This is a genomic window from Streptomyces sp. P6-2-1, from assembly GCF_050613165.1.
GTDB lineage: Bacteria > Actinomycetota > Actinomycetes > Streptomycetales > Streptomycetaceae > Streptomyces.
In genome coordinates, this window is record NZ_CP192513.1 from 3,770,722 (window position 1) to 3,789,088 (window position 18,367).

Below are 18,367 nucleotides of genomic sequence, written 5' to 3' on the forward strand. Positions count from 1 at the left end.
CCCACCCTCCCCGGCGTTCGGTACCTTCACAGGCTCCGGACACCACCGGCCCCGCACCGGACCGGTACCGCCGCCCGTACCCGGGGCGACGGCCGCCGCCCACCGCACCCGCACGATGTACGACGACCCCGACACCACGAGGCGAGACTCGGTGAACTTCACGCGCTGGAGCGCCCGGCTTCCCGGCACGCAGCGTCGCGCCGCCGCACGGACCGACCGGGGCGCCGTCCCCGCAGCCCGCGCGCGGGAGCACGGCGAAAGCCCGGCCGACAGCGCCCCGGAGCCGGTATCCCCGGCCCCCACCGTCGACCGGCTGCCCGCCCGCGAACTCCTGGAGCACGCCCCCGCCCTCACCGCCCTCCTGCACGGCGCGGACCACCGCCTCCTCCACGTCAACGAGGCGTACCGCACCGCCTTCGGCGCGCCCCCTGACGAGGCCACCGGCACCCCGGCGCAGGAGGCACTCCCCGAACTCGCCGCCCTCGGCCTGCTCCCGCTGCTCGACCAGGTCCACCGCTCGGGCCGCCCCCGCACGGTCAAGTCCCGCAAGGCCCCCGACGGCCACAGCTACACCTTCACGTGCGCCCCCGTCTCCGTACCGTCCGAAGACCCGAACGGTCCCCCGGACACCGCGATCCTCGTCTTCGCCACCGATGTCACCGACCACGCCGAGGCCGCCGAACGCCTGCGCGCCAGCGAACGCAGCCAGCGCGAGACCGCCGTCACGCTCCAGCGCTCCCTGCTCCCGCAGGAGCTGGAACAACCCGACGACCTGCGCATCGCGGCGACGTACCAGCCCGGCGGCACCGAGGCCGCGGTCGGCGGCGACTGGTACGACGTGATCACCCTCGGTGGCGGCCGCACCGCCCTCGTCATCGGCGACGTGATGGGCCGCGGCGTACGTGCCGCCGCCGTCATGGGACAGCTCCGCACCGCCGTCCGCGCCTACGCCCGCCTCGACCTGCCCCCGCACGAGGTCCTGCAACTCCTCGACGGACTCGCGGCAGAGATCGACGCGACCCAGATCGCCACGTGCGTCTACGCCGTCCACGACCCCAACGAGGGGCGCCTCGTCTACGCCTCCGCCGGACACCTCCCGATCCTCGTCCGCGACGAGAACGGCGTCATCCACCGGGCCGAGGAACCCACCGGACCCCCGCTCGGCACCGGCGGCTGGCTGCACGCCTCAGGCTCCGTACCCCTCACCCCCGGCTCCACCGCCGTGCTCTACACCGACGGCCTCGTCGAACGCCGTGACCAGGACATCGACCAAGGCGTCTCAGCACTCGCCGACGCCCTCGCCGGCGCGAGCGGCACCCCCCAGGTCATCTGCGACCGCCTCCTGCGCGCCCTCGGCGTCACCGCCGCGCACGACGACGACGTCGCCGTCCTCGTCGTCGAGCACCCGGCGCGCGACGGCGCGGACGCCGACCTCTTCCGCAACGCGACTCTCGAACTCCTCGGAGGCGTCGAGGCCACGCCGCGCGCCCGCGCCTTCGCCACCGGCGTCCTCAGCAGCTGGCGCTGCCCGCCGGAACTTCACGACATGGGTGTCCTCGCCGCGAGCGAACTCGTCGCGAACTCCCTCCAGCACGGTGCCCCGCCCATGCGCCTCCGTCTGCGCCGTACCGACCGCCGCCTCATCGTCGAAGTCACCGACGGGGACGACCACCTCCCGCGCCGCCGTCGCGCCGAACCCGTCGACGAGGCGGGCCGCGGCATCGCGATCGTCGCCCACGTCTCCTCGGCCTGGGGCTGTCGCCGCATCCCCGGCGGCGGCAAGGCGGTCTGGTGCGAGTTCGCCCTCCCGGCGAAGCGCACGCCGCCCGGTTCCTGAACCCTCAGGAACCGGGGCCGCTCCGGTCCCGGCCCGACCGCGTTCTCTCGGGTCCTGACGCGTCCGGTGTGCGTCAGATCCCGGCGGGGGCGGGGTTCTCGCCCGTCGTGCTGGACTCGCGCGCGTCGAGTGGCAGCGGCGCCTCCTCGGCGGCGGGTATCAGTCCGCCCTCCGCCGCGGGGCTCACCGCGACAACCCGCGACTTCGCCCCGTACGGACGGTCCTGCACCGCCGTGAGCCGCGCCCCCATCCGCAGCGCGAGCACCGTGATGACCAGCGAGAACAACAGGAAGGTCAGGATGTACGGGGTGTGCAGGGACGCCGCCATCGGACCTCCGATCGCCGGGCCCACGGCCAGCGCGAGCTGTTTGACCAGCGCGAACGCCGAGTTGTACTGACCGACCATGCCCCCGGGCGCGAGGTCGGCGACGAGCGGCGCCACGGTGGGCGAGAGCATCGACTCGCCGAGCCCGAAGAGTCCGTACGTGGAGATGAACGCCGCCGTCGCCATCGCCTGACTGCCGTGGCCGAGGCCGGCGAAGCCGGCGACGGCCCAGGCGAAGGCCCAGATGAGCCCCACGAGCGCGATGACACGGCTGCGCCGTCGCCGCTCCACGAGCTTCAGCACGGCGAACTGCGCCACGACGATCACCGCGGTGTTCGCCGCGAGCGCCACACCGAGGGTCGATGCCGAGACCCCGGCCGCCTCCACGCCGTACGCCGCCAGGCCGGAGTCGAACTGCCCGTAGCAGGCGAAGAAGATCACGAAGCCGAGGACGGACAGCTGCACCATCGCCCGGTCCTTGAGCAGCGACCGCATCCCGCGCTTGGCACCGTCACCGGCGGGGACGCTCTCGCTCAACCCGACCGCACGCGGCAGGCGCGTGCTCGCCGCGATCGCGGCGAGCACGAGGAACATGGCCGCCTCGATCGAGAAGAGCAGCACGAAGCTGGACGGGTCGTGCTCGTCGACGAGCTGGCCGCCGGCGAGCCCGCCTATGCCCAGGCCCAGGTTCTGGAGGAAGAACTGCGTCGCGAAGGAGCGCGTCCTGGTCTGCGGCGTCGAGCACCACACGACCATCGTCGCGAGCGCGGGGGCCATCACGGCCGTACCCGCACCGAGCAGCGCGGCCGAGGCGAGCGCGGCGGCCTCGTTCGTGGAGAAGCCGAGCGCCATCGCGCCCGCGGCCGAGAGCAGCGAGGCGACGACGAGTACGGGAAGCGGTCCGCGCCGGTCGATGGCCCGGCCCACGAACGGCAGCACGACCAACGCGGCTACGGCGAACACGGCGAGCACGAGCCCCGCTGCCCCGGCACCGAGATCCCGTGTCTGCGCCACGTAGACGTAGAGGAACGGGACAGTGAACCCGATGCCGAACGCGCTGAGCGCGTTGCCCACCTGAATCCTGCGCATGGCCATGCCCATTGCCCTGGTCACCTTCACCTGCCTTAGGTCTCAATACTTCGAAGCTAAAGTTTCGTGTTGAAGAGTACATCTTCAAGGACTTCAATGCCAAGCCGGGGCATGCGATACTCGGCGGCATGGGCGATACGACCGGCCCCCCGGAGCCGACACTCGAAGAGCAGATCGCCGCGTACCAGCGCGAGTACAGCGATCTCGACCCGCAGGTGGAGCAGATCGTCTCGGCGCTCGGCCGCCTCAACCGCCGCATGAACGTCGCCTACGGGCGGCAGAGCGCGCAGCTGAACATGAGCAACGCGGACTGGGAGGTCGTGAAGGCCCTCGTCCTGTCGGGGCCGCCCTACCAGCTCGGCCCGGGGGATCTCGCGAAGCGGCTCGGCCTCACTCCCGCCGCGATGACCCACCGCATCGACCGGATGGTCGCTGAGGGTCTGGTCACCCGGGACCGCGACGAGCAGAACAGGGTGCGGGTCATCGTCGAGCTGACCGACGAGGGCCGGCAGAAGTGGCTCCGCTCCATGAGCCTCGCCTCCGCCTTCGAGGAAGACCTGCTCCAGGACCTGTCTTCCGGCGAGCGGAGCATCCTCGGCAGCATGCTGACCCGGCTCCTGCGCAGGGTCGAGGAGACCCAGCCGGACGCAGGCGGCCGGCTCAGCGACCTCGACTGAGCGGTCGCGTGCCCGCGAACCGCGCCCTGTCCCGGCCGCCCTTCCGCGCCATCTCTCGCACGGCATGCCCAACGCAGACAGGGGTACGTGTCTTCCGCCGGGCCCGTCCCTGTGGCCCGGCTCACGTTTGACATCGGCCGATCGGGTCCGTAAGGTTCCACGAGTTGCCGCGGAGTTGTAACAGCTCTGTGACGGCGATCTGGCCGCGTGAGCGGCACCCCCTCTTCGATCAGTACGACTTCCCGTGCGGGAAAGTCTTCGGGCTGCGTTGTCTCTTTTCGCGCTGCCCGAATTCGTTTCCGAACCGGCTCGATTATGAGTCCGGGCGAGAATCCACTACTGTTCAGGACGTCGGAACGGACCGGAAACGGCCGGGAAGACAACCCCAACTGACAGGGAATCAGAACCGCGAGGATCTGATAGAGTCGGAAACGCCGAAAGGGAAACGGAAAGGCCGAGAGGCCGGTCCGGGAACCGGAAAGCACCGAGGAAATCGGGCCCGAGAGAGTCTGATAGAGTCGGAAACACGAAATACCGAAGGGAAAACGCCCGGAGGAAAGCCCGAGAGGGTGAGTACGAAGGAAGCGTCCGTTCCTTGAGAACTCAACAGCGTGCCAAAAGTCAACGCCAGATATGTTGATACCCCGACCGATGGCCATTACGGCCTGAGGTTGAGGTTCCTTTGAAACACACACAGCGAGGACGCTGTGAACCTGGGGGATTATTCCTCTCCCGGTTCCGCTCTCGTGGTGGTATCCCGATTACGGGAAAACATTCACGGAGAGTTTGATCCTGGCTCAGGACGAACGCTGGCGGCGTGCTTAACACATGCAAGTCGAACGATGAACCGCTTTCGGGCGGGGATTAGTGGCGAACGGGTGAGTAACACGTGGGCAATCTGCCCTGCACTCTGGGACAAGCCCTGGAAACGGGGTCTAATACCGGATACTCACTGCCTTGGGCATCCAGGGTGGTGGAAAGCTCCGGCGGTGCAGGATGAGCCCGCGGCCTATCAGCTAGTTGGTGAGGTAATGGCTCACCAAGGCGACGACGGGTAGCCGGCCTGAGAGGGCGACCGGCCACACTGGGACTGAGACACGGCCCAGACTCCTACGGGAGGCAGCAGTGGGGAATATTGCACAATGGGCGAAAGCCTGATGCAGCGACGCCGCGTGAGGGATGACGGCCTTCGGGTTGTAAACCTCTTTCAGCAGGGAAGAAGCGAGAGTGACGGTACCTGCAGAAGAAGCGCCGGCTAACTACGTGCCAGCAGCCGCGGTAATACGTAGGGCGCAAGCGTTGTCCGGAATTATTGGGCGTAAAGAGCTCGTAGGCGGCTTGTCACGTCGGTTGTGAAAGCCCGGGGCTTAACCCCGGGTCTGCAGTCGATACGGGCAGGCTAGAGTTCGGTAGGGGAGATCGGAATTCCTGGTGTAGCGGTGAAATGCGCAGATATCAGGAGGAACACCGGTGGCGAAGGCGGATCTCTGGGCCGATACTGACGCTGAGGAGCGAAAGCGTGGGGAGCGAACAGGATTAGATACCCTGGTAGTCCACGCCGTAAACGGTGGGCACTAGGTGTGGGCAACATTCCACGTTGTCCGTGCCGCAGCTAACGCATTAAGTGCCCCGCCTGGGGAGTACGGCCGCAAGGCTAAAACTCAAAGGAATTGACGGGGGCCCGCACAAGCAGCGGAGCATGTGGCTTAATTCGACGCAACGCGAAGAACCTTACCAAGGCTTGACATACACCGGAAACGGCCAGAGATGGTCGCCCCCTTGTGGTCGGTGTACAGGTGGTGCATGGCTGTCGTCAGCTCGTGTCGTGAGATGTTGGGTTAAGTCCCGCAACGAGCGCAACCCTTGTCCCGTGTTGCCAGCAAGCCCTTCGGGGTGTTGGGGACTCACGGGAGACCGCCGGGGTCAACTCGGAGGAAGGTGGGGACGACGTCAAGTCATCATGCCCCTTATGTCTTGGGCTGCACACGTGCTACAATGGCCGGTACAATGAGCTGCGATACCGCGAGGTGGAGCGAATCTCAAAAAGCCGGTCTCAGTTCGGATTGGGGTCTGCAACTCGACCCCATGAAGTCGGAGTTGCTAGTAATCGCAGATCAGCATTGCTGCGGTGAATACGTTCCCGGGCCTTGTACACACCGCCCGTCACGTCACGAAAGTCGGTAACACCCGAAGCCGGTGGCCCAACCCCTTGTGGGAGGGAGCTGTCGAAGGTGGGACCAGCGATTGGGACGAAGTCGTAACAAGGTAGCCGTACCGGAAGGTGCGGCTGGATCACCTCCTTTCTAAGGAGCACTTCTTACCTGATCTCTTCGGAGTGAGGGTCAAGGGGCCAGTACATCGGCGAGTGTTCGATGCTGGTTGCTCATGGGTGGAACGTTGACTATTCGGCACCAGAGTGTGTGAGGGACTGCTAGTACTGCTTCGGCGTGGAACGCGGGGATTTCTCACCGGTCTGGTGTCGGGCACGTTGTTGGGTGTCTGAGGGTACGGCCGTTTGGTTGTTCCTCATGCCGACCCCAGTGAACTTGAGGCTTTTGGTCTCGGGGTGATGGGTGGTTGGTCGTTGTTTGAGAACTGCACAGTGGACGCGAGCATCTGTGGCCAAGTTTTTAAGGGCGCACGGTGGATGCCTTGGTACCAGGAACCGATGAAGGACGTGGGAGGCCGCGATAGGCCCCGGGGAGCTGTCAACCGAGCTTTGATCCGGGGGTGTCCGAATGGGGAAACCCGGCAGTCGTCATGGGCTGTCACCCGCTGCTGAATGTATAGGCAGTGTGGAGGGAACGCGGGGAAGTGAAACATCTCAGTACCCGCAGGAAGAGAAAACAACCGTGATTCCGGGAGTAGTGGCGAGCGAAACCGGATGAGGCCAAACCGTATGTGTGTGATACCCGGCAGGGGTTGCATGTGCGGGGTTGTGGGATTGTTCTTTTGCGGTCTGCCGGCCGTGAGGTGAGTCAGAAACCGTTGGTGTAGGCGAAGGACATGCGAAAGGTCCGGCGTAGAGGGTAAGACCCCCGTAGCTGAAACACTGGCGGCTCACTTGAATTATTCCCAAGTAGCACGGGGCCCGAGAAATCCTGTGTGAATCTGGCGGGACCACCCGCTAAGCCTAAATATTCCCTGGTGACCGATAGCGGATAGTACCGTGAGGGAATGGTGAAAAGTACCGCGGGAGCGGAGTGAAATAGTACCTGAAACCGTGTGCCTACAAGCCGTGGGAGCGTCGGACATCAGCTTGCTGGTGTCTCGTGACTGCGTGCCTTTTGAAGAATGAGCCTGCGAGTTTGCGGTGTGTTGCGAGGTTAACCCGTGTGGGGAAGCCGTAGCGAAAGCGAGTCCGAATAGGGCGGTTGAGTAGCACGCTCAAGACCCGAAGCGGAGTGATCTAGCCATGGGCAGGTTGAAGCGGCTGTAAGAGGTCGTGGAGGACCGAACCCACCAGGGTTGAAAACCTGGGGGATGACCTGTGGTTAGGGGTGAAAGGCCAATCAAACTCCGTGATAGCTGGTTCTCCCCGAAATGCATTTAGGTGCAGCGTCGTGTGTTTCTTGCCGGAGGTAGAGCACTGGATAGGCGATGGGCCTTACCGGGTTACTGACCTTAGCCAAACTCCGAATGCCGGTAAGTGAGAGCACGGCAGTGAGACTGTGGGGGATAAGCTCCATGGTCGAGAGGGAAACAGCCCAGAGCATCGACTAAGGCCCCTAAGCGTACGCTAAGTGGGAAAGGATGTGGAGTCGCAGAGACAACCAGGAGGTTGGCTTAGAAGCAGCCACCCTTGAAAGAGTGCGTAATAGCTCACTGGTCTAGTGATTCCGCGCCGACAATGTAGCGGGGCTCAAGCGTACCGCCGAAGTCGTGTCATTGCAGCGTTAAGCCCTAACGGGTGTTGTGATGGGTAGGGGAGCGTCGTGTGCCGGGTGAAGCTGCCGTGTAAGCGAGTGGTGGACGGTTCACGAGTGAGAATGCAGGCATGAGTAGCGATTCACACGTGAGAAACGTGTGCGCCGATTGACTAAGGGTTCCTGGGTCAAGCTGATCTGCCCAGGGTAAGTCGGGACCTAAGGCGAGGCCGACAGGCGTAGTCGATGGATAACCGGTTGATATTCCGGTACCCGCTGTGAAGCGTCAAACATTGAATCCAGTGATGCTAAGCCCGTGAAGCCGCCCTGATCTCTTCGGAGTTGAGGGGAGTGGTGGAGCCGGTGACCCAGGCTGGTAGTAGGTGAGTGATGGGGTGACGCAGGAAGGTAGTCCATCCCGGGCGGTGGTTGTCCCGGGGTAAGGGTGTAGGGCGTTGCGTAGGTAAATCCGCGTAGCTTGTGCCTGAGACCTGATGCCGAGCCGATTGTGGTGAAGTGGATGATCCTATGCTGTCGAGAAAAGCCTCTAGCGAGTTTCATGGCGGCCCGTACCCTAAACCGACTCAGGTGGTCTGGTAGAGAATACCGAGGCGTTCGGGTGAACTATGGTTAAGGAACTCGGCAAAATGCCCCCGTAACTTCGGGAGAAGGGGGGCCACACTTGGTGATCCGATTTACTCGGTGAGCTGGGGGTGGCCGCAGAGACCAGCGAGAAGCGACTGTTTACTAAAAACACAGGTCCGTGCGAAGCCGTAAGGCGATGTATACGGACTGACGCCTGCCCGGTGCTGGAACGTTAAGGGGACCGGTTAGCTGACTTTCGGGTTGGCGAAGCTGAGAACTTAAGCGCCAGTAAACGGCGGTGGTAACTATAACCATCCTAAGGTAGCGAAATTCCTTGTCGGGTAAGTTCCGACCTGCACGAATGGCGTAACGACTTCTCGACTGTCTCAACCATAGGCCCGGTGAAATTGCATTACGAGTAAAGATGCTCGTTTCGCGCAGCAGGACGGAAAGACCCCGGGACCTTTACTACAGTTTGATATTGGTGTTCGGTTCGGCTTGTGTAGGATAGGTGGGAGACTGTGAAGCGGCCACGCCAGTGGTTGTGGAGTCGTTGTTGAAATACCACTCTGGTCGTGCTGGATGTCTAACCCGGGTCCGTGATCCGGATCGGGGACAGTGTCTGATGGGTAGTTTAACTGGGGCGGTTGCCTCCTAAAGAGTAACGGAGGCGCCCAAAGGTTCCCTCAGCCTGGTTGGTAATCAGGTGGTGAGTGTAAGTGCACAAGGGAGCTTGACTGTGAGACCGACGGGTCGAGCAGGGACGAAAGTCGGGACTAGTGATCCGGCGGTGGCTTGTGGAAGCGCCGTCGCTCAACGGATAAAAGGTACCCCGGGGATAACAGGCTGATCTTCCCCAAGAGTCCATATCGACGGGATGGTTTGGCACCTCGATGTCGGCTCGTCGCATCCTGGGGCTGGAGTCGGTCCCAAGGGTTGGGCTGTTCGCCCATTAAAGCGGTACGCGAGCTGGGTTTAGAACGTCGTGAGACAGTTCGGTCCCTATCCGCTGTGCGCGTAGGAATATTGAGAAGGGCTGTCCCTAGTACGAGAGGACCGGGACGGACGAACCTCTGGTGTGCCAGTTGTTCTGCCAAGGGCATGGCTGGTTGGCTACGTTCGGGAGGGATAACCGCTGAAAGCATCTAAGCGGGAAGCCTGCTTCGAGATGAGTGTTCCCACCTCCTTTGAGAGGGTAAGGCTCCCAGTAGACGACTGGGTTGATAGGCCGGATATGGAAGCCCTGTGAGGGGTGGAGTTGACCGGTACTAATAGGCCGAGGGCTTGTCCTCAGTTGCTCGCGTCCACTGTGTTGTTCCCAGACAACGAACAGCGTTGTCGGTTTGAACACCACTTAATTGAAAAGTGTGCTTGTTCGCTGACCCTGTTCAGCTCCGTACTTTGTGCGGGGGGTCTGAAAGGGTTTCGGTGGTCATAGCGTGAGGGAAACGCCCGGTCCCATTCCGAACCCGGAAGCTAAGCCTCAAAGCGCCGATGGTACTGCAAGGGGGACCTTGTGGGAGAGTAGGACGCCGCCGAACAATTATTGTGGGATTGCCCCGCACCATTCATTTGGTGCGGGGCTTTTCTGCGTTCACAGGTATCTTCGACCGCATGAACGTCATACGAGTGGTGACTGCCGACGACTGGCCGCAGGCGAAGGAATTGCGGCTCGCCGCTCTGCGCGACCCCGTGGCGCACCTGGCCTTTCTGGACACGTACGAGAACGCGGTGGGGAAGCCGGACGTGCTGTGGAAGGAACAGGCCGCGAACTCCGGGGCCGGGGTGAGGAGTCGGCAGTTCGCCGCTGTCGCGCCGGACGGCAGGTGGATCGGGTCGGCGGCGGGGATCGTCGAGGAGCCCGGGGCGCAGGACCACTTCGGGTTGCCCATCGACGAGCGGCAGGCCCAGCTCGTCGGGGTCTACGTACGGCCCGAAGAGCGTGGAGGCGGGCGCGTGCTGGGGCCGCTCGTCGCGGCGGTGCGCGAATGGGCCGGTGAGGTCGGGGCCGGGCGGCTGCGGCTGTTCGTGCACGCCGAGAACGGTCGGGCGGTCGCGGCGTACGAGAGGCTCGGCTTCGTGGCCACCGGGCACCGGGTTCCGGACCAGGCGGGAACGGGTGAGGAACTGGAATACGTGTGGAACGGGCCCCTGGCGCCGTAGCGTGTCCGCGGACGGGTCGGGGCTCAGCCCACGAGGTCGGTGTCCGGCCACCTGGTGCGGGCCTGCTCCTGGGAGCGCAGGAGCGCCAAGGGGTGCAGGCCGGTGGCCTGGCCCGTCGCGAGGAGGGCTGGAAGCTCGGGGAGGGGGGCCACCGCGGCGACGTCCTCCAGGACGAGCGTCAGTGGTGGGTCGAGCCGGCCGGCGGGAGACCTCGCGGCCTCGCGGCGGCCGTGCTCGACCACGTCGGAGGCGAGCGCCGTCGTGAAGGGCAGGGCGCCGGGGTGCGCCTTGGGGTCCTCGACGGAGACACCCACGAGGTAGAGCGTTCCCTCCTCCGCGAGGAAGGAATCCAGCCGGGCTGTGTCGGTGCGGTGCGGGGTGCAGGACTCGCGCAGGTGGACCTCGGCGAGTCCTGAGAGGGCCCGGGCCGTCAGCTCCTGGGCCATGTCCCGGCGTTCCGGATACGCGGTGAGTGCTGCCTCCAGTTCGCCCGCGGCGCCGGGAGCCGCGGTGGGGTGGGTACGGAGGATGCGGACCGCTTCGTGGACGCGCGTGCCCTGGGCCCAGCGGTGGACGTGGGAGACCGGACGGCCGTCCGTGTCGGCGGCGTGCAGGAAGCAGCGCAGGAGCGTCTCGGCGGTGTCGGCGGTCGCTGCGTCGAGCCGGGACGCGGGACGGACCGGGGCGAGGAGCGCTCCGGCACGTACCGCCGCGGTCTTCGGGTCGGCGCAGCCGGTGGTCGGGGACCAGTGGAGGCGGTCCGGGGTCTCGCAGCGCAGCAGCGGGTCGTGGACCAGGACGGGGCCGAGCTTGGCGCGGGCGTCCTTCGTCTCCTGCCACAGCGCGGGCTGGGAGGTGACGACGAGGACGGGTCCTGCCGCTTCCCGTACCGCCTCGATCGCCTCGGTGAGACGGGCCGGGGCGTCGGCGAGGCGGAGCGCGGGACGGCGCGGGGCGGGGACAGCCGGAGCGGCCAGGACCGGCGGGGGCGTGCGGGGATCTTCGCGCTTGCTCAGGTCGAGGGCTTCGCGGCGGTCTTCGAGGGCCTTCTCGCGTCGGCTGAGGGCTTCCTCCTCCCGGCGGGCGAGTTCCTCCTCCTCGCGGCGGAGGGCGGCCTCGCGGCGGCGCAGGGCTTCTTCCCTTATCCGTACGGACTCCTCCCCGGGGAGGAGCGCGGGCCCGGGAGTCGGCTCGGGCGGGGGCGGGTTCTTGCGGGCTGCGCGGAGGGCGCTGCGGCGGGCGAAGGCGGAGAGGGCGAAGAGGACGAGGGCGACGAGGACCATCGCGAGGCCGAAGAAGAGGCCCCAGAAGAGGCCGTAGCCGGAGAGCGCCGTGGCCGGTGCTTCGGGCCACGCGGCGTGCAGGTCCTTCGGGTCGGTGAGCAGCGAGCGCAGGGCGAGCGGCGTGTGGCGGAGGCTGACCGCCGCGGGCCAGTGGCCGTGCGAGAGGAGGGCGGCGAGGCCGCTCGCGAGCCACAGAAGCAGCGTGATGCCGAGGGCCAGGACGAGGACGCCGAGGAGCACGCCGTCCGGGACGCCGCCCGGGCGGCCCGGGGTGGGCTGCCTGCGGGGGCTCATCGGGGCTCGTCCTCTCGTACGGTGTCGCTCCGTCTCCCGTACCACTGACGCGGGTACGGGCCGGTTCCGTGCCGCTCGCGCATGATCAGGCGACTCCGGAGTGGCGCTGTTCCATGAGGGCCGCGCGTTCGGCGGTCTCCTGCTCCGCGGCGAGGAGTTCCTCGGGGTAGGGCTCGGACGATTCCGTCATGGCGCGGTCGGTGAAGACGAGGGGGCGTTCGGCCTCGGTGACGAGGTGTTTGACGACCTGCACGTTGCCGTTGACGTCCCATACGGCGATGCCCGGGGTCAGTGTCGGGATGATCTCCTGGGCCCAGCGGGGGAGGCCGAGGACGGCCCCCGTGGCGCGGGCCTCGTCGGCCTTCTGGGCGTAGATCGTGCGTGTCGAGGCCATTTTGAGGATCGCGGCGGCTTCCTTCGCCGCGGCGCCGTCGACGACGTCGGAGAGGTGGTGGACGACGGCGACGAAGGAGAGACCGAGGCGGCGGCCGAACTTCAGGAGGCGCTGGAAGAGCTGCGCGACGAAGGGGCTGTTGATGATGTGCCAGGCCTCTTCGACGAGGAAGATGCGCTTTTTGCGATCGGGCCTGATCCAGGTGTGTTCGAGCCAGACACCGACGATTGCCATGAGGATCGGCATCGCGATCGAGTTGCGGTCGATGTGGGACAGGTCGAAGACGATGAGGGGCGCGTCGAGATCGATGCCGACCGTGGTGGGGCCGTCGAACATGCCCCGCAGGTCGCCGTCGACGAGGCGGTCGAGGACGAGCGCGACGTCGAGGCCCCAGGCGCGGACGTCCTCCAGGGCGACGTTCATCGCCTCGGCGGATTTCTGCTCGGGGTGACGGAGCTGTTCGACGATGTCGGTCAGGACGGGTTGACGGCCCGTCACTGTCTCGTTGACGTAGGAGTGCGCGACCTTGAGGGCGAAGCCGGAGCGCTCGTCGAGGCTGTGGCCCATCGCCACTTCGATGATCGTGCGGAGCAGGGCGAGCTGGCCCGTCGTGGTGATCGCGGGGTCGAGCGGGTTGAGGCGGATGCCCATGTCGAGGGCCGCGGTCGGGTCCAGGCGGATGGGGGTTATGCCGAGCTGCGAGGCGATGAGGTTCCACTCGCCGACGCCGTCCTCGCCCTGCGCGTCGAGGACGACGACCTGGCGGTCGCGGAAGCGCAGCTGGCGCATCACGTACGTCTTCTCCAGCGCCGATTTGCCGTTGCCGGACTCACCGAGGACGAGCCAGTGCGGGGCGGGGAGCTGCTGACCGTAGAGCTGGAAGGGGTCGTAGATGTAGCCCTTCCCGCTGTAGACCTCGCGGCCGATGATGACACCGGAGTCGCCGAGGCCCGGGGCGGCGGTCGGGAGGTAGACGGCCTGGGCCTGCCCTGTCGAGGTACGGACCGGGAGACGGGTGGTCTCGACCTTTCCGAAGAGGAATGCGGCGAAGGCGTCGGTGAGGAGGGTCAGCGGGTCCTTCATCTCTGGCTCCCGGGCGGTGGCGGGTCGTGCGATGGATGCCGCTGGAGCGGCGAATCAGTCGTGGGACGGAGGGTGCGGCGTGGCGTCGTTCGTGAGAGGGAGGAAGAGAAATCCGTCGGGCGGGGGACGCCTGGGCGGGGGTGGCCGGTGGATGATGGTCAGCAGCGGATGAGGGCGGGGGCGGCAGGTGGTCGGCGAGTGCAGGTGCGGGCGTCGTCGGCGAGCGGGGGCGGTCAGCGGCGGATGCCGGTGGCGAAGGGCAGGGTGTTGACGAAGGCGCGGTGGTGTTCGCGGTCGCACCATTCGAGCTTGAGGTAGGACTTGCCCGCGGAGGCGCGGATGGTGCGCTTGTCGCGGGCGAGTGCTTCGGGGTTGCGGGACGAGACGGTGATCCAGCCGACGAGGTTGACTCCGGCGGCGCCGCTCGCGAGGTCGTCGCCTCGCTGGTCGATACGGCCGGACGCGGCCATGTCGCGGGGGTCGACGGTGCGGTTGAGTTTGGCGGCGCGGCTGGCGTCGGCGGCGTCGTTGGTCTTCTCGGTGAGCATCCGCTCGATGGCGATCTCGGTGGGTTCGAGGTCCATCGTGACGGCGACGGTGCGGATGACATCGGGGGTGTGGACGAGGAGCGGGGCGAGGAAGTTCACGCCCACGGGGGTCATGGGCCATTCCTTGACCCAGGCGGTGGCGTGGCACCAGGGCTCGCGGGTCGCGGACTCGCGGGTCTTGGCCTGGAGGTAGGTGGGCTCGGTGGCGTCCAGCTCGGCGGGCCAGGCGTTGCGGCGGGTCATGGCCTGGAGGTGGTCGATGGGGTGGTCGGGGTCGTACATGGAGTGGATGAGGGAGGCGAGGCGGCCCTGGCCGAGGGGCTGGCGGACGCGGATGTCGGCTTCCTGGAGGCGGGAGCAGATATCCGTCAGCTCGCGGGCCATGACGATGGCGAGGCCCGCGTCGCGGTCGAGTTTGCGGCCGCCCTTGGGGCGCGCGGCCTTGGCCATCGCGTTCGCCTCGGCGGCCAGCTCGCGCCCGTAGTCCATGCAGGCGACGAGGTAGGCGCGGTGCTGCTCGCTGGAGGTGGAGACCATCGACAGGAGCTGCTCGTAGCTGTCCTGGAGCCAGAGCGGGGCGCGCTGGTCGCCGCGCTGGCTGACGTCCTTGGCGTGGGCGTCGGGGTCGGCGGGGAGGGTGCGGGCGAGCATTTGCAGGCGGGTGACGAAGCCGTCGCCGTTGGCGACGTGCTTGAGGAGGGTGCCGAAGCGGTCGACGAGGGCTTCCTGGTCCTCGGAGTCGCGCAGGCCGACGCCGGGGCCCTCGATCTCGATGGCGGCGGTGACGGTGCGGCGGTCGGCGTGGAGGAGGACGGCGATCTCATCGGGGCCGAAGGGGGCGGAGAGCCAGGAGATACGGCCGATGCCGGGGGGCGGGCCCACTTCGATCTCGCGGCCGTCGATACGGGTGCCGGCCTCGGCGGCGCCGGAGCGGTAGGCGGCCTGGCCGCTGCGGTTGAGCCGCTTGAAGCTGCGGTTGATCTCGTACCACTTGTAGAAGGTGCGGCGCTTGTACGGGACGTAGACGGCGGCGAGGGCGATCAGCGGGAAGCCCATGAGGAGGACGAGGCGCAGGGCGAGGAAGGGGACGAGGAGGCCGCACATCATGCCGAGGAAGGCCCCGGCGATGATGAGGGCGAGTTCGCCGCTCTCGCGGTTGCGGCCGATGACGGCGTTGGGCCGTGCGCGGCCGATGAGATAGGTGCGGCGGGGCGCGTAGGTCTGTGGCGGGGTCGTCAACGCCCTTCACCTCCCGTGCTGTTGGTGCTCGTGCCTCGGTTGGACGCGTGCGGGGTCTGAGTGGCGGAGCGGGGGGCGGGGGCCGCTGCCTGCTGGGCGCCGCCGCCGCGGGTGCCGTGGGCGGCGATGCCTTCGCCGACCGAGTGGGGGGCCTTGGAGCCGCCCTGGTTCTGGCCGCCGCCGGAGTTGCCGCCGCCGTCGTTGCGGGTGCTGTGGGTCTTGATGCCCTGGGCGACGAAGGAGGCGGGGGAGGAGAGGACGGCGGCGGCGCGGGACTCGGCGCCCTGCTGGATGCGGTTGGAGCGGGAGGCGACGAGTTCGTCGCCGAAGCCGGGGACGAAGCGGTAGATCATGGCGCTCGCGAAGATGGCGAGCAGGATGATCGCGAGGCCGGAGACGACGGCGGAGAAGGCGGAGGGGCCTTCGTCGCCGGCGAGGGCGCCGGCGAGGCCGAGGACGATGACGATGACGGGTTTCACGAGGATGACCGCGATCATGACGCCGGCCCAGCGGCGGACGTGACCCCACATGTTCTTGTCGACGAGTCCGGCGTAGACGACGGTGCCGAGGAGGGCGCCGACGTAGAGGAGGGCGGCGCGGATGACGAGTTCGAGCCAGAGGACGCCGGCGGCGAGGATCGAGACGAGGGAGACGACGACGAGCATGATGGGGCCCCCGCCGATGTCGTCGCCCTTGTCGAGGGCTTTGGAGAAGGAGCCGAAGAAGACGTCGGTCTGGCTGCCGGTGGTGCGGGAGAGGACCGCGGTGATGCCGTCGGTGGCGGAGACGACGGTGTAGAGGATGAGGGGGGTGAAGGCGGAGGCGAGGACGGTGAGCCAGAGGAAGCCGACAGCTTCGCTGATGGCGGTGGTGATCGGGACGCCGCGGACGGCTCGTTTGGCTACGGCGAGGAGCCAGAGGAGGAGGGTGAGGATGGTGGAGGCGGCGAAGACGACGGCGTACTGCTGGAGGAACTTGGGGTTGGTGAAGTCGACGTTGGCGGTGCTTTTGACGGCCTCGGAGAGTTTGTCGACGGTCCAGGAGGCGGCGTCGGCACAGCCGTTGGCGAGGGAGGCGAGGGGGTCGAGGGCGTCGGGGACCTTGGGGCCGCTCGGGCCGCTGTCGCCTTCACAGGCCGACTTGACCGGGCCAGGGACGATGTCGCAGGGCTCGTCAGGATCGGCCTGAGCCTGGCCGGCCCACAGCAGGACCGTTGCTGGGGTCGCCGTGAGCAGTAGTGCGGTACCCCGGGCGAGCGTGCGCCGGTTACCGGGCATAGGTGAACCCTCCGTACTCCTCGACGGCCTTCTCGATCTCCTCGGAGGTCGACACGGTGCCGTCCCCGTTGACGGGGGTGGGCCCGTCCTTCTGCGTGAAGGCGGCGATCCGCCAGTCGTCTCTCTCCCAGCGCAGGGTCAGGACCGTGGTGTACCAGGTGGTCGTGACCGGGTGCGTGGTCGACTTCGACGCGGTGCCGGAGAGCCCTGTGCACCAGACCTCGACCTTGGCCTCGGTGTCGGTGTAGGCCGTCGCCTTCGTGCCGATCGGCATCGCGCGGGACACGTAGGTGCCGCCGTCCACGGGGCTGCCCTTCGGGTCGAGACCGATTTTCGCGAGGAAGTCGGCCGAGTAGACGGAGTCGAAGCGCTCTTCGAGGGGGGAGAGCTGGTCCGCGACGAGGAGCTGGCCGAGCAGCTGCTCGCGGGCGTCCTTGGTGAGCATGGCCTCGGAGGCGAGTGCCACGGCGTAGTTGGCGCCCGCGCTCTGAGCGCCGTCCTGGGTACGGGGGTAGCCCGTTGGGATGCCGGTGGGGCCTGGGGATTGGGTGGGTTTGGTGCCGGTGGGGGTGGTGGGGGCCGGGGCCGGGGCGGCCTTGGCGGGGGTGGGGGTGTCGGGGCGGGTGGGGGAGTCGTCGGAGTTCTGGTTCGCGAAGGCGATCGCCGCGATGAGGAGGGCGACGACGGCGCCGATGACGACGAGGCCGCGCGAGGGGCGGCGGGGTGCGGGCGGGTGCGGGGGGCCCGCGCGGTCGGGGAGGCGGGTGCGGGTCTGCCCGGTGCCGCCGTAGTCGTCGGGGAGCGGGGGCACCCCGTACCGGTGGTCGTCGCCCGTGCTCATGCCGCCTGCGCCCCCTCGGCCGTTGGGTGGACCCTCACGCGGCCCGCGGTGCGGTGCGCGTAGTACGAAGGTAGCCCGGTGGACGGCCGTTCGCTCGGGGTGTGGTGACTGGACATCAGGGACATCAGGGGGACGCAACCTCAGCCGGTGGCACGGGGGACAGGGGTGACGCGGGTGGCGTGCGGGGCACCCCCGTGGCCCCGGTCGTGCCGCCCCGCGACTGGACGGCGCAGCCGTGTGCGTCGCTAGACGGCCATGCCGTACACGATCGTGAAGACGGTGCCGAGAGAGCCGATGATGAAGACTCCGCTGAGTCCGGCGATGATGAGGCCCTTGCCCTGCTCGGCGCTGAAGGTGTCGCGCAGCGCCGTGGCACCGATGCGCTGCTTGGCCGCGCCCCAGATCGCGATGGCGAGGCAGAGGATGATCGCGAAGGCCATGACCACCTGGATCATGACGCGGGCCTCGCTGCCGAGGCTCCCGAAGGGGCCCCAGTCCGGGGCGATCCCGCCGATGATCGTGTTGATGTCGCCCTTGTCGGCCGCCATAAGCATGTAACTCACCGCCCCTAACGGGTTGTTCCGTCCTCTGCTCGACACAGAGGTCTCGCTCATTGTCGCTGACTCCGGCGCTTGTGCATGTCGACTTGGCGTCAAACCTGGCCGAGTTTTGCCTTCTTTCCACCCGCCGGAACCGGACCGAAGGGGTGGAAGGGGACGCGGCCGCCCGCGTGATTACTCTGTGTATCATGCGATGTGACTGCGGGCAACGAAGTGGGCGTGTCCACGGCGGGTCGCCCCAACGGGTGAAGGGGAGGCGAACGCGGGTGCGGATCGTTTGACGCTCAGTCAGCTGATCTGACATCA

10 protein-coding genes and 3 rRNA genes are annotated in these 18,367 nt (G+C 67.1%); 6 read left to right on the forward strand and 7 right to left on the reverse strand.

What is annotated here, in order from left to right; genetic code table 11:
- Positions 1-151 precede the first annotated feature (151 nt).
- On the forward strand, positions 152-1,837 hold the full coding sequence (locus ACQYWQ_RS16235; protein ID WP_431035397.1) for an ATP-binding SpoIIE family protein phosphatase: 1,686 nt from the start codon (positions 152-154) through the stop codon (positions 1,835-1,837).
- A gap of 73 nt (positions 1,838-1,910) precedes the next feature.
- On the opposite strand, the gene ACQYWQ_RS16240 is transcribed toward ACQYWQ_RS16235, so the two are convergent.
- Positions 1,911-3,263 carry an MFS transporter gene (locus tag ACQYWQ_RS16240; RefSeq protein WP_431039217.1) on the reverse strand — a complete coding sequence of 451 codons (1,353 nt, stop codon included), beginning with the start codon at positions 3,261-3,263 and terminating at the stop codon, positions 1,911-1,913.
- A 116-nt stretch (positions 3,264-3,379) separates the two neighbouring features.
- Here ACQYWQ_RS16240 and ACQYWQ_RS16245 point away from each other — a divergent pair, with 116 nt between their 5' ends.
- The 5 genes from ACQYWQ_RS16245 to ACQYWQ_RS16265 all read left to right on the forward strand — a co-directional run bounded on the left by ACQYWQ_RS16245 (position 3,380) and on the right by ACQYWQ_RS16265 (position 10,542).
- Positions 3,380-3,928: a MarR family winged helix-turn-helix transcriptional regulator gene (locus tag ACQYWQ_RS16245; protein ID WP_431035399.1), complete on the forward strand. Its 549-nt coding sequence runs from the start codon at positions 3,380-3,382 to the stop codon at positions 3,926-3,928.
- Between the two features lie 774 nt (positions 3,929-4,702).
- Positions 4,703-6,231, forward strand: a 16S ribosomal RNA gene (locus ACQYWQ_RS16250).
- 317 nt (positions 6,232-6,548) lie between these two features.
- Positions 6,549-9,671: ribosomal RNA gene (locus tag ACQYWQ_RS16255) — 23S ribosomal RNA — on the forward strand.
- Positions 9,672-9,803: 132 nt separating this feature from the next.
- Positions 9,804-9,920 (forward strand): 5S ribosomal RNA (gene rrf, locus ACQYWQ_RS16260).
- The 16S, 23S and 5S rRNA genes sit together here, the layout of an rRNA operon.
- 73 nt (positions 9,921-9,993) lie before the next feature.
- Positions 9,994-10,542 carry a GNAT family N-acetyltransferase gene (locus tag ACQYWQ_RS16265; protein ID WP_431035400.1) on the forward strand — a complete coding sequence of 183 codons (549 nt, stop codon included), beginning with the start codon at positions 9,994-9,996 and terminating at the stop codon, positions 10,540-10,542.
- A gap of 23 nt (positions 10,543-10,565) precedes the next feature.
- Here ACQYWQ_RS16265 and ACQYWQ_RS16270 read toward each other — a convergent pair whose 3' ends face one another.
- The 6 genes from ACQYWQ_RS16270 to ACQYWQ_RS16295 form a co-directional block, all read right to left on the reverse strand.
- Positions 10,566-12,119, reverse strand: coding sequence for a type VI secretion protein (locus ACQYWQ_RS16270; RefSeq protein WP_431035402.1), 1,554 nt, complete (start codon positions 12,117-12,119; stop codon positions 10,566-10,568).
- 85 nt (positions 12,120-12,204) lie between these two features.
- On the reverse strand, positions 12,205-13,596 hold the full coding sequence (locus tag ACQYWQ_RS16275) for an ATP-binding protein (protein WP_431035403.1): 1,392 nt from the start codon (positions 13,594-13,596) through the stop codon (positions 12,205-12,207).
- A gap of 233 nt (positions 13,597-13,829) precedes the next feature.
- Positions 13,830-15,383 carry an SCO6880 family protein gene (locus ACQYWQ_RS16280; protein ID WP_431035405.1) on the reverse strand — a complete coding sequence of 518 codons (1,554 nt, stop codon included), beginning with the start codon at positions 15,381-15,383 and terminating at the stop codon, positions 13,830-13,832.
- Positions 15,380-16,660, reverse strand: a complete 1,281-nt coding sequence (locus ACQYWQ_RS16285) for a hypothetical protein (RefSeq protein WP_431035406.1) — start codon at positions 16,658-16,660, stop codon at positions 15,380-15,382. Before ACQYWQ_RS16285 ends, ACQYWQ_RS16280 begins: the two co-directional genes overlap by 4 nt.
- Positions 16,650-17,501, reverse strand: a complete 852-nt coding sequence (locus ACQYWQ_RS16290) for a hypothetical protein (protein ID WP_431035407.1) — start codon at positions 17,499-17,501, stop codon at positions 16,650-16,652. The genes ACQYWQ_RS16285 and ACQYWQ_RS16290 overlap by 11 nt, the downstream gene beginning before the upstream one ends.
- A 245-nt stretch (positions 17,502-17,746) precedes the next feature.
- Positions 17,747-18,055, reverse strand: a complete 309-nt coding sequence (locus ACQYWQ_RS16295; protein WP_008746622.1) for a hypothetical protein — start codon at positions 18,053-18,055, stop codon at positions 17,747-17,749.
- Between the last annotated feature and the right edge of the window lie 312 nt (positions 18,056-18,367).

Coding starts and splice junctions, on each gene's coding strand:
- ACQYWQ_RS16295 (WP_008746622.1), bottom strand. CDS start 18,055: ATGCTTATGGCGGCCGACAAGGGCGACATCAACACGATCATCGGCGGG.
- ACQYWQ_RS16265 (WP_431035400.1), top strand. CDS start 9,994: ATGAACGTCATACGAGTGGTGACTGCCGACGACTGGCCGCAGGCGAAG.
- ACQYWQ_RS16275 (WP_431035403.1), bottom strand. CDS start 13,596: ATGAAGGACCCGCTGACCCTCCTCACCGACGCCTTCGCCGCATTCCTC.
- ACQYWQ_RS16240 (WP_431039217.1), bottom strand. CDS start 3,263: ATGGGCATGGCCATGCGCAGGATTCAGGTGGGCAACGCGCTCAGCGCG.
- ACQYWQ_RS16270 (WP_431035402.1), bottom strand. CDS start 12,119: ATGAGCCCCCGCAGGCAGCCCACCCCGGGCCGCCCGGGCGGCGTCCCG.
- ACQYWQ_RS16245 (WP_431035399.1), top strand. CDS start 3,380: ATGGGCGATACGACCGGCCCCCCGGAGCCGACACTCGAAGAGCAGATC.
- ACQYWQ_RS16290 (WP_431035407.1), bottom strand. CDS start 17,501: ATGAGCACGGGCGACGACCACCGGTACGGGGTGCCCCCGCTCCCCGAC.
- ACQYWQ_RS16285 (WP_431035406.1), bottom strand. CDS start 16,660: ATGCCCGGTAACCGGCGCACGCTCGCCCGGGGTACCGCACTACTGCTC.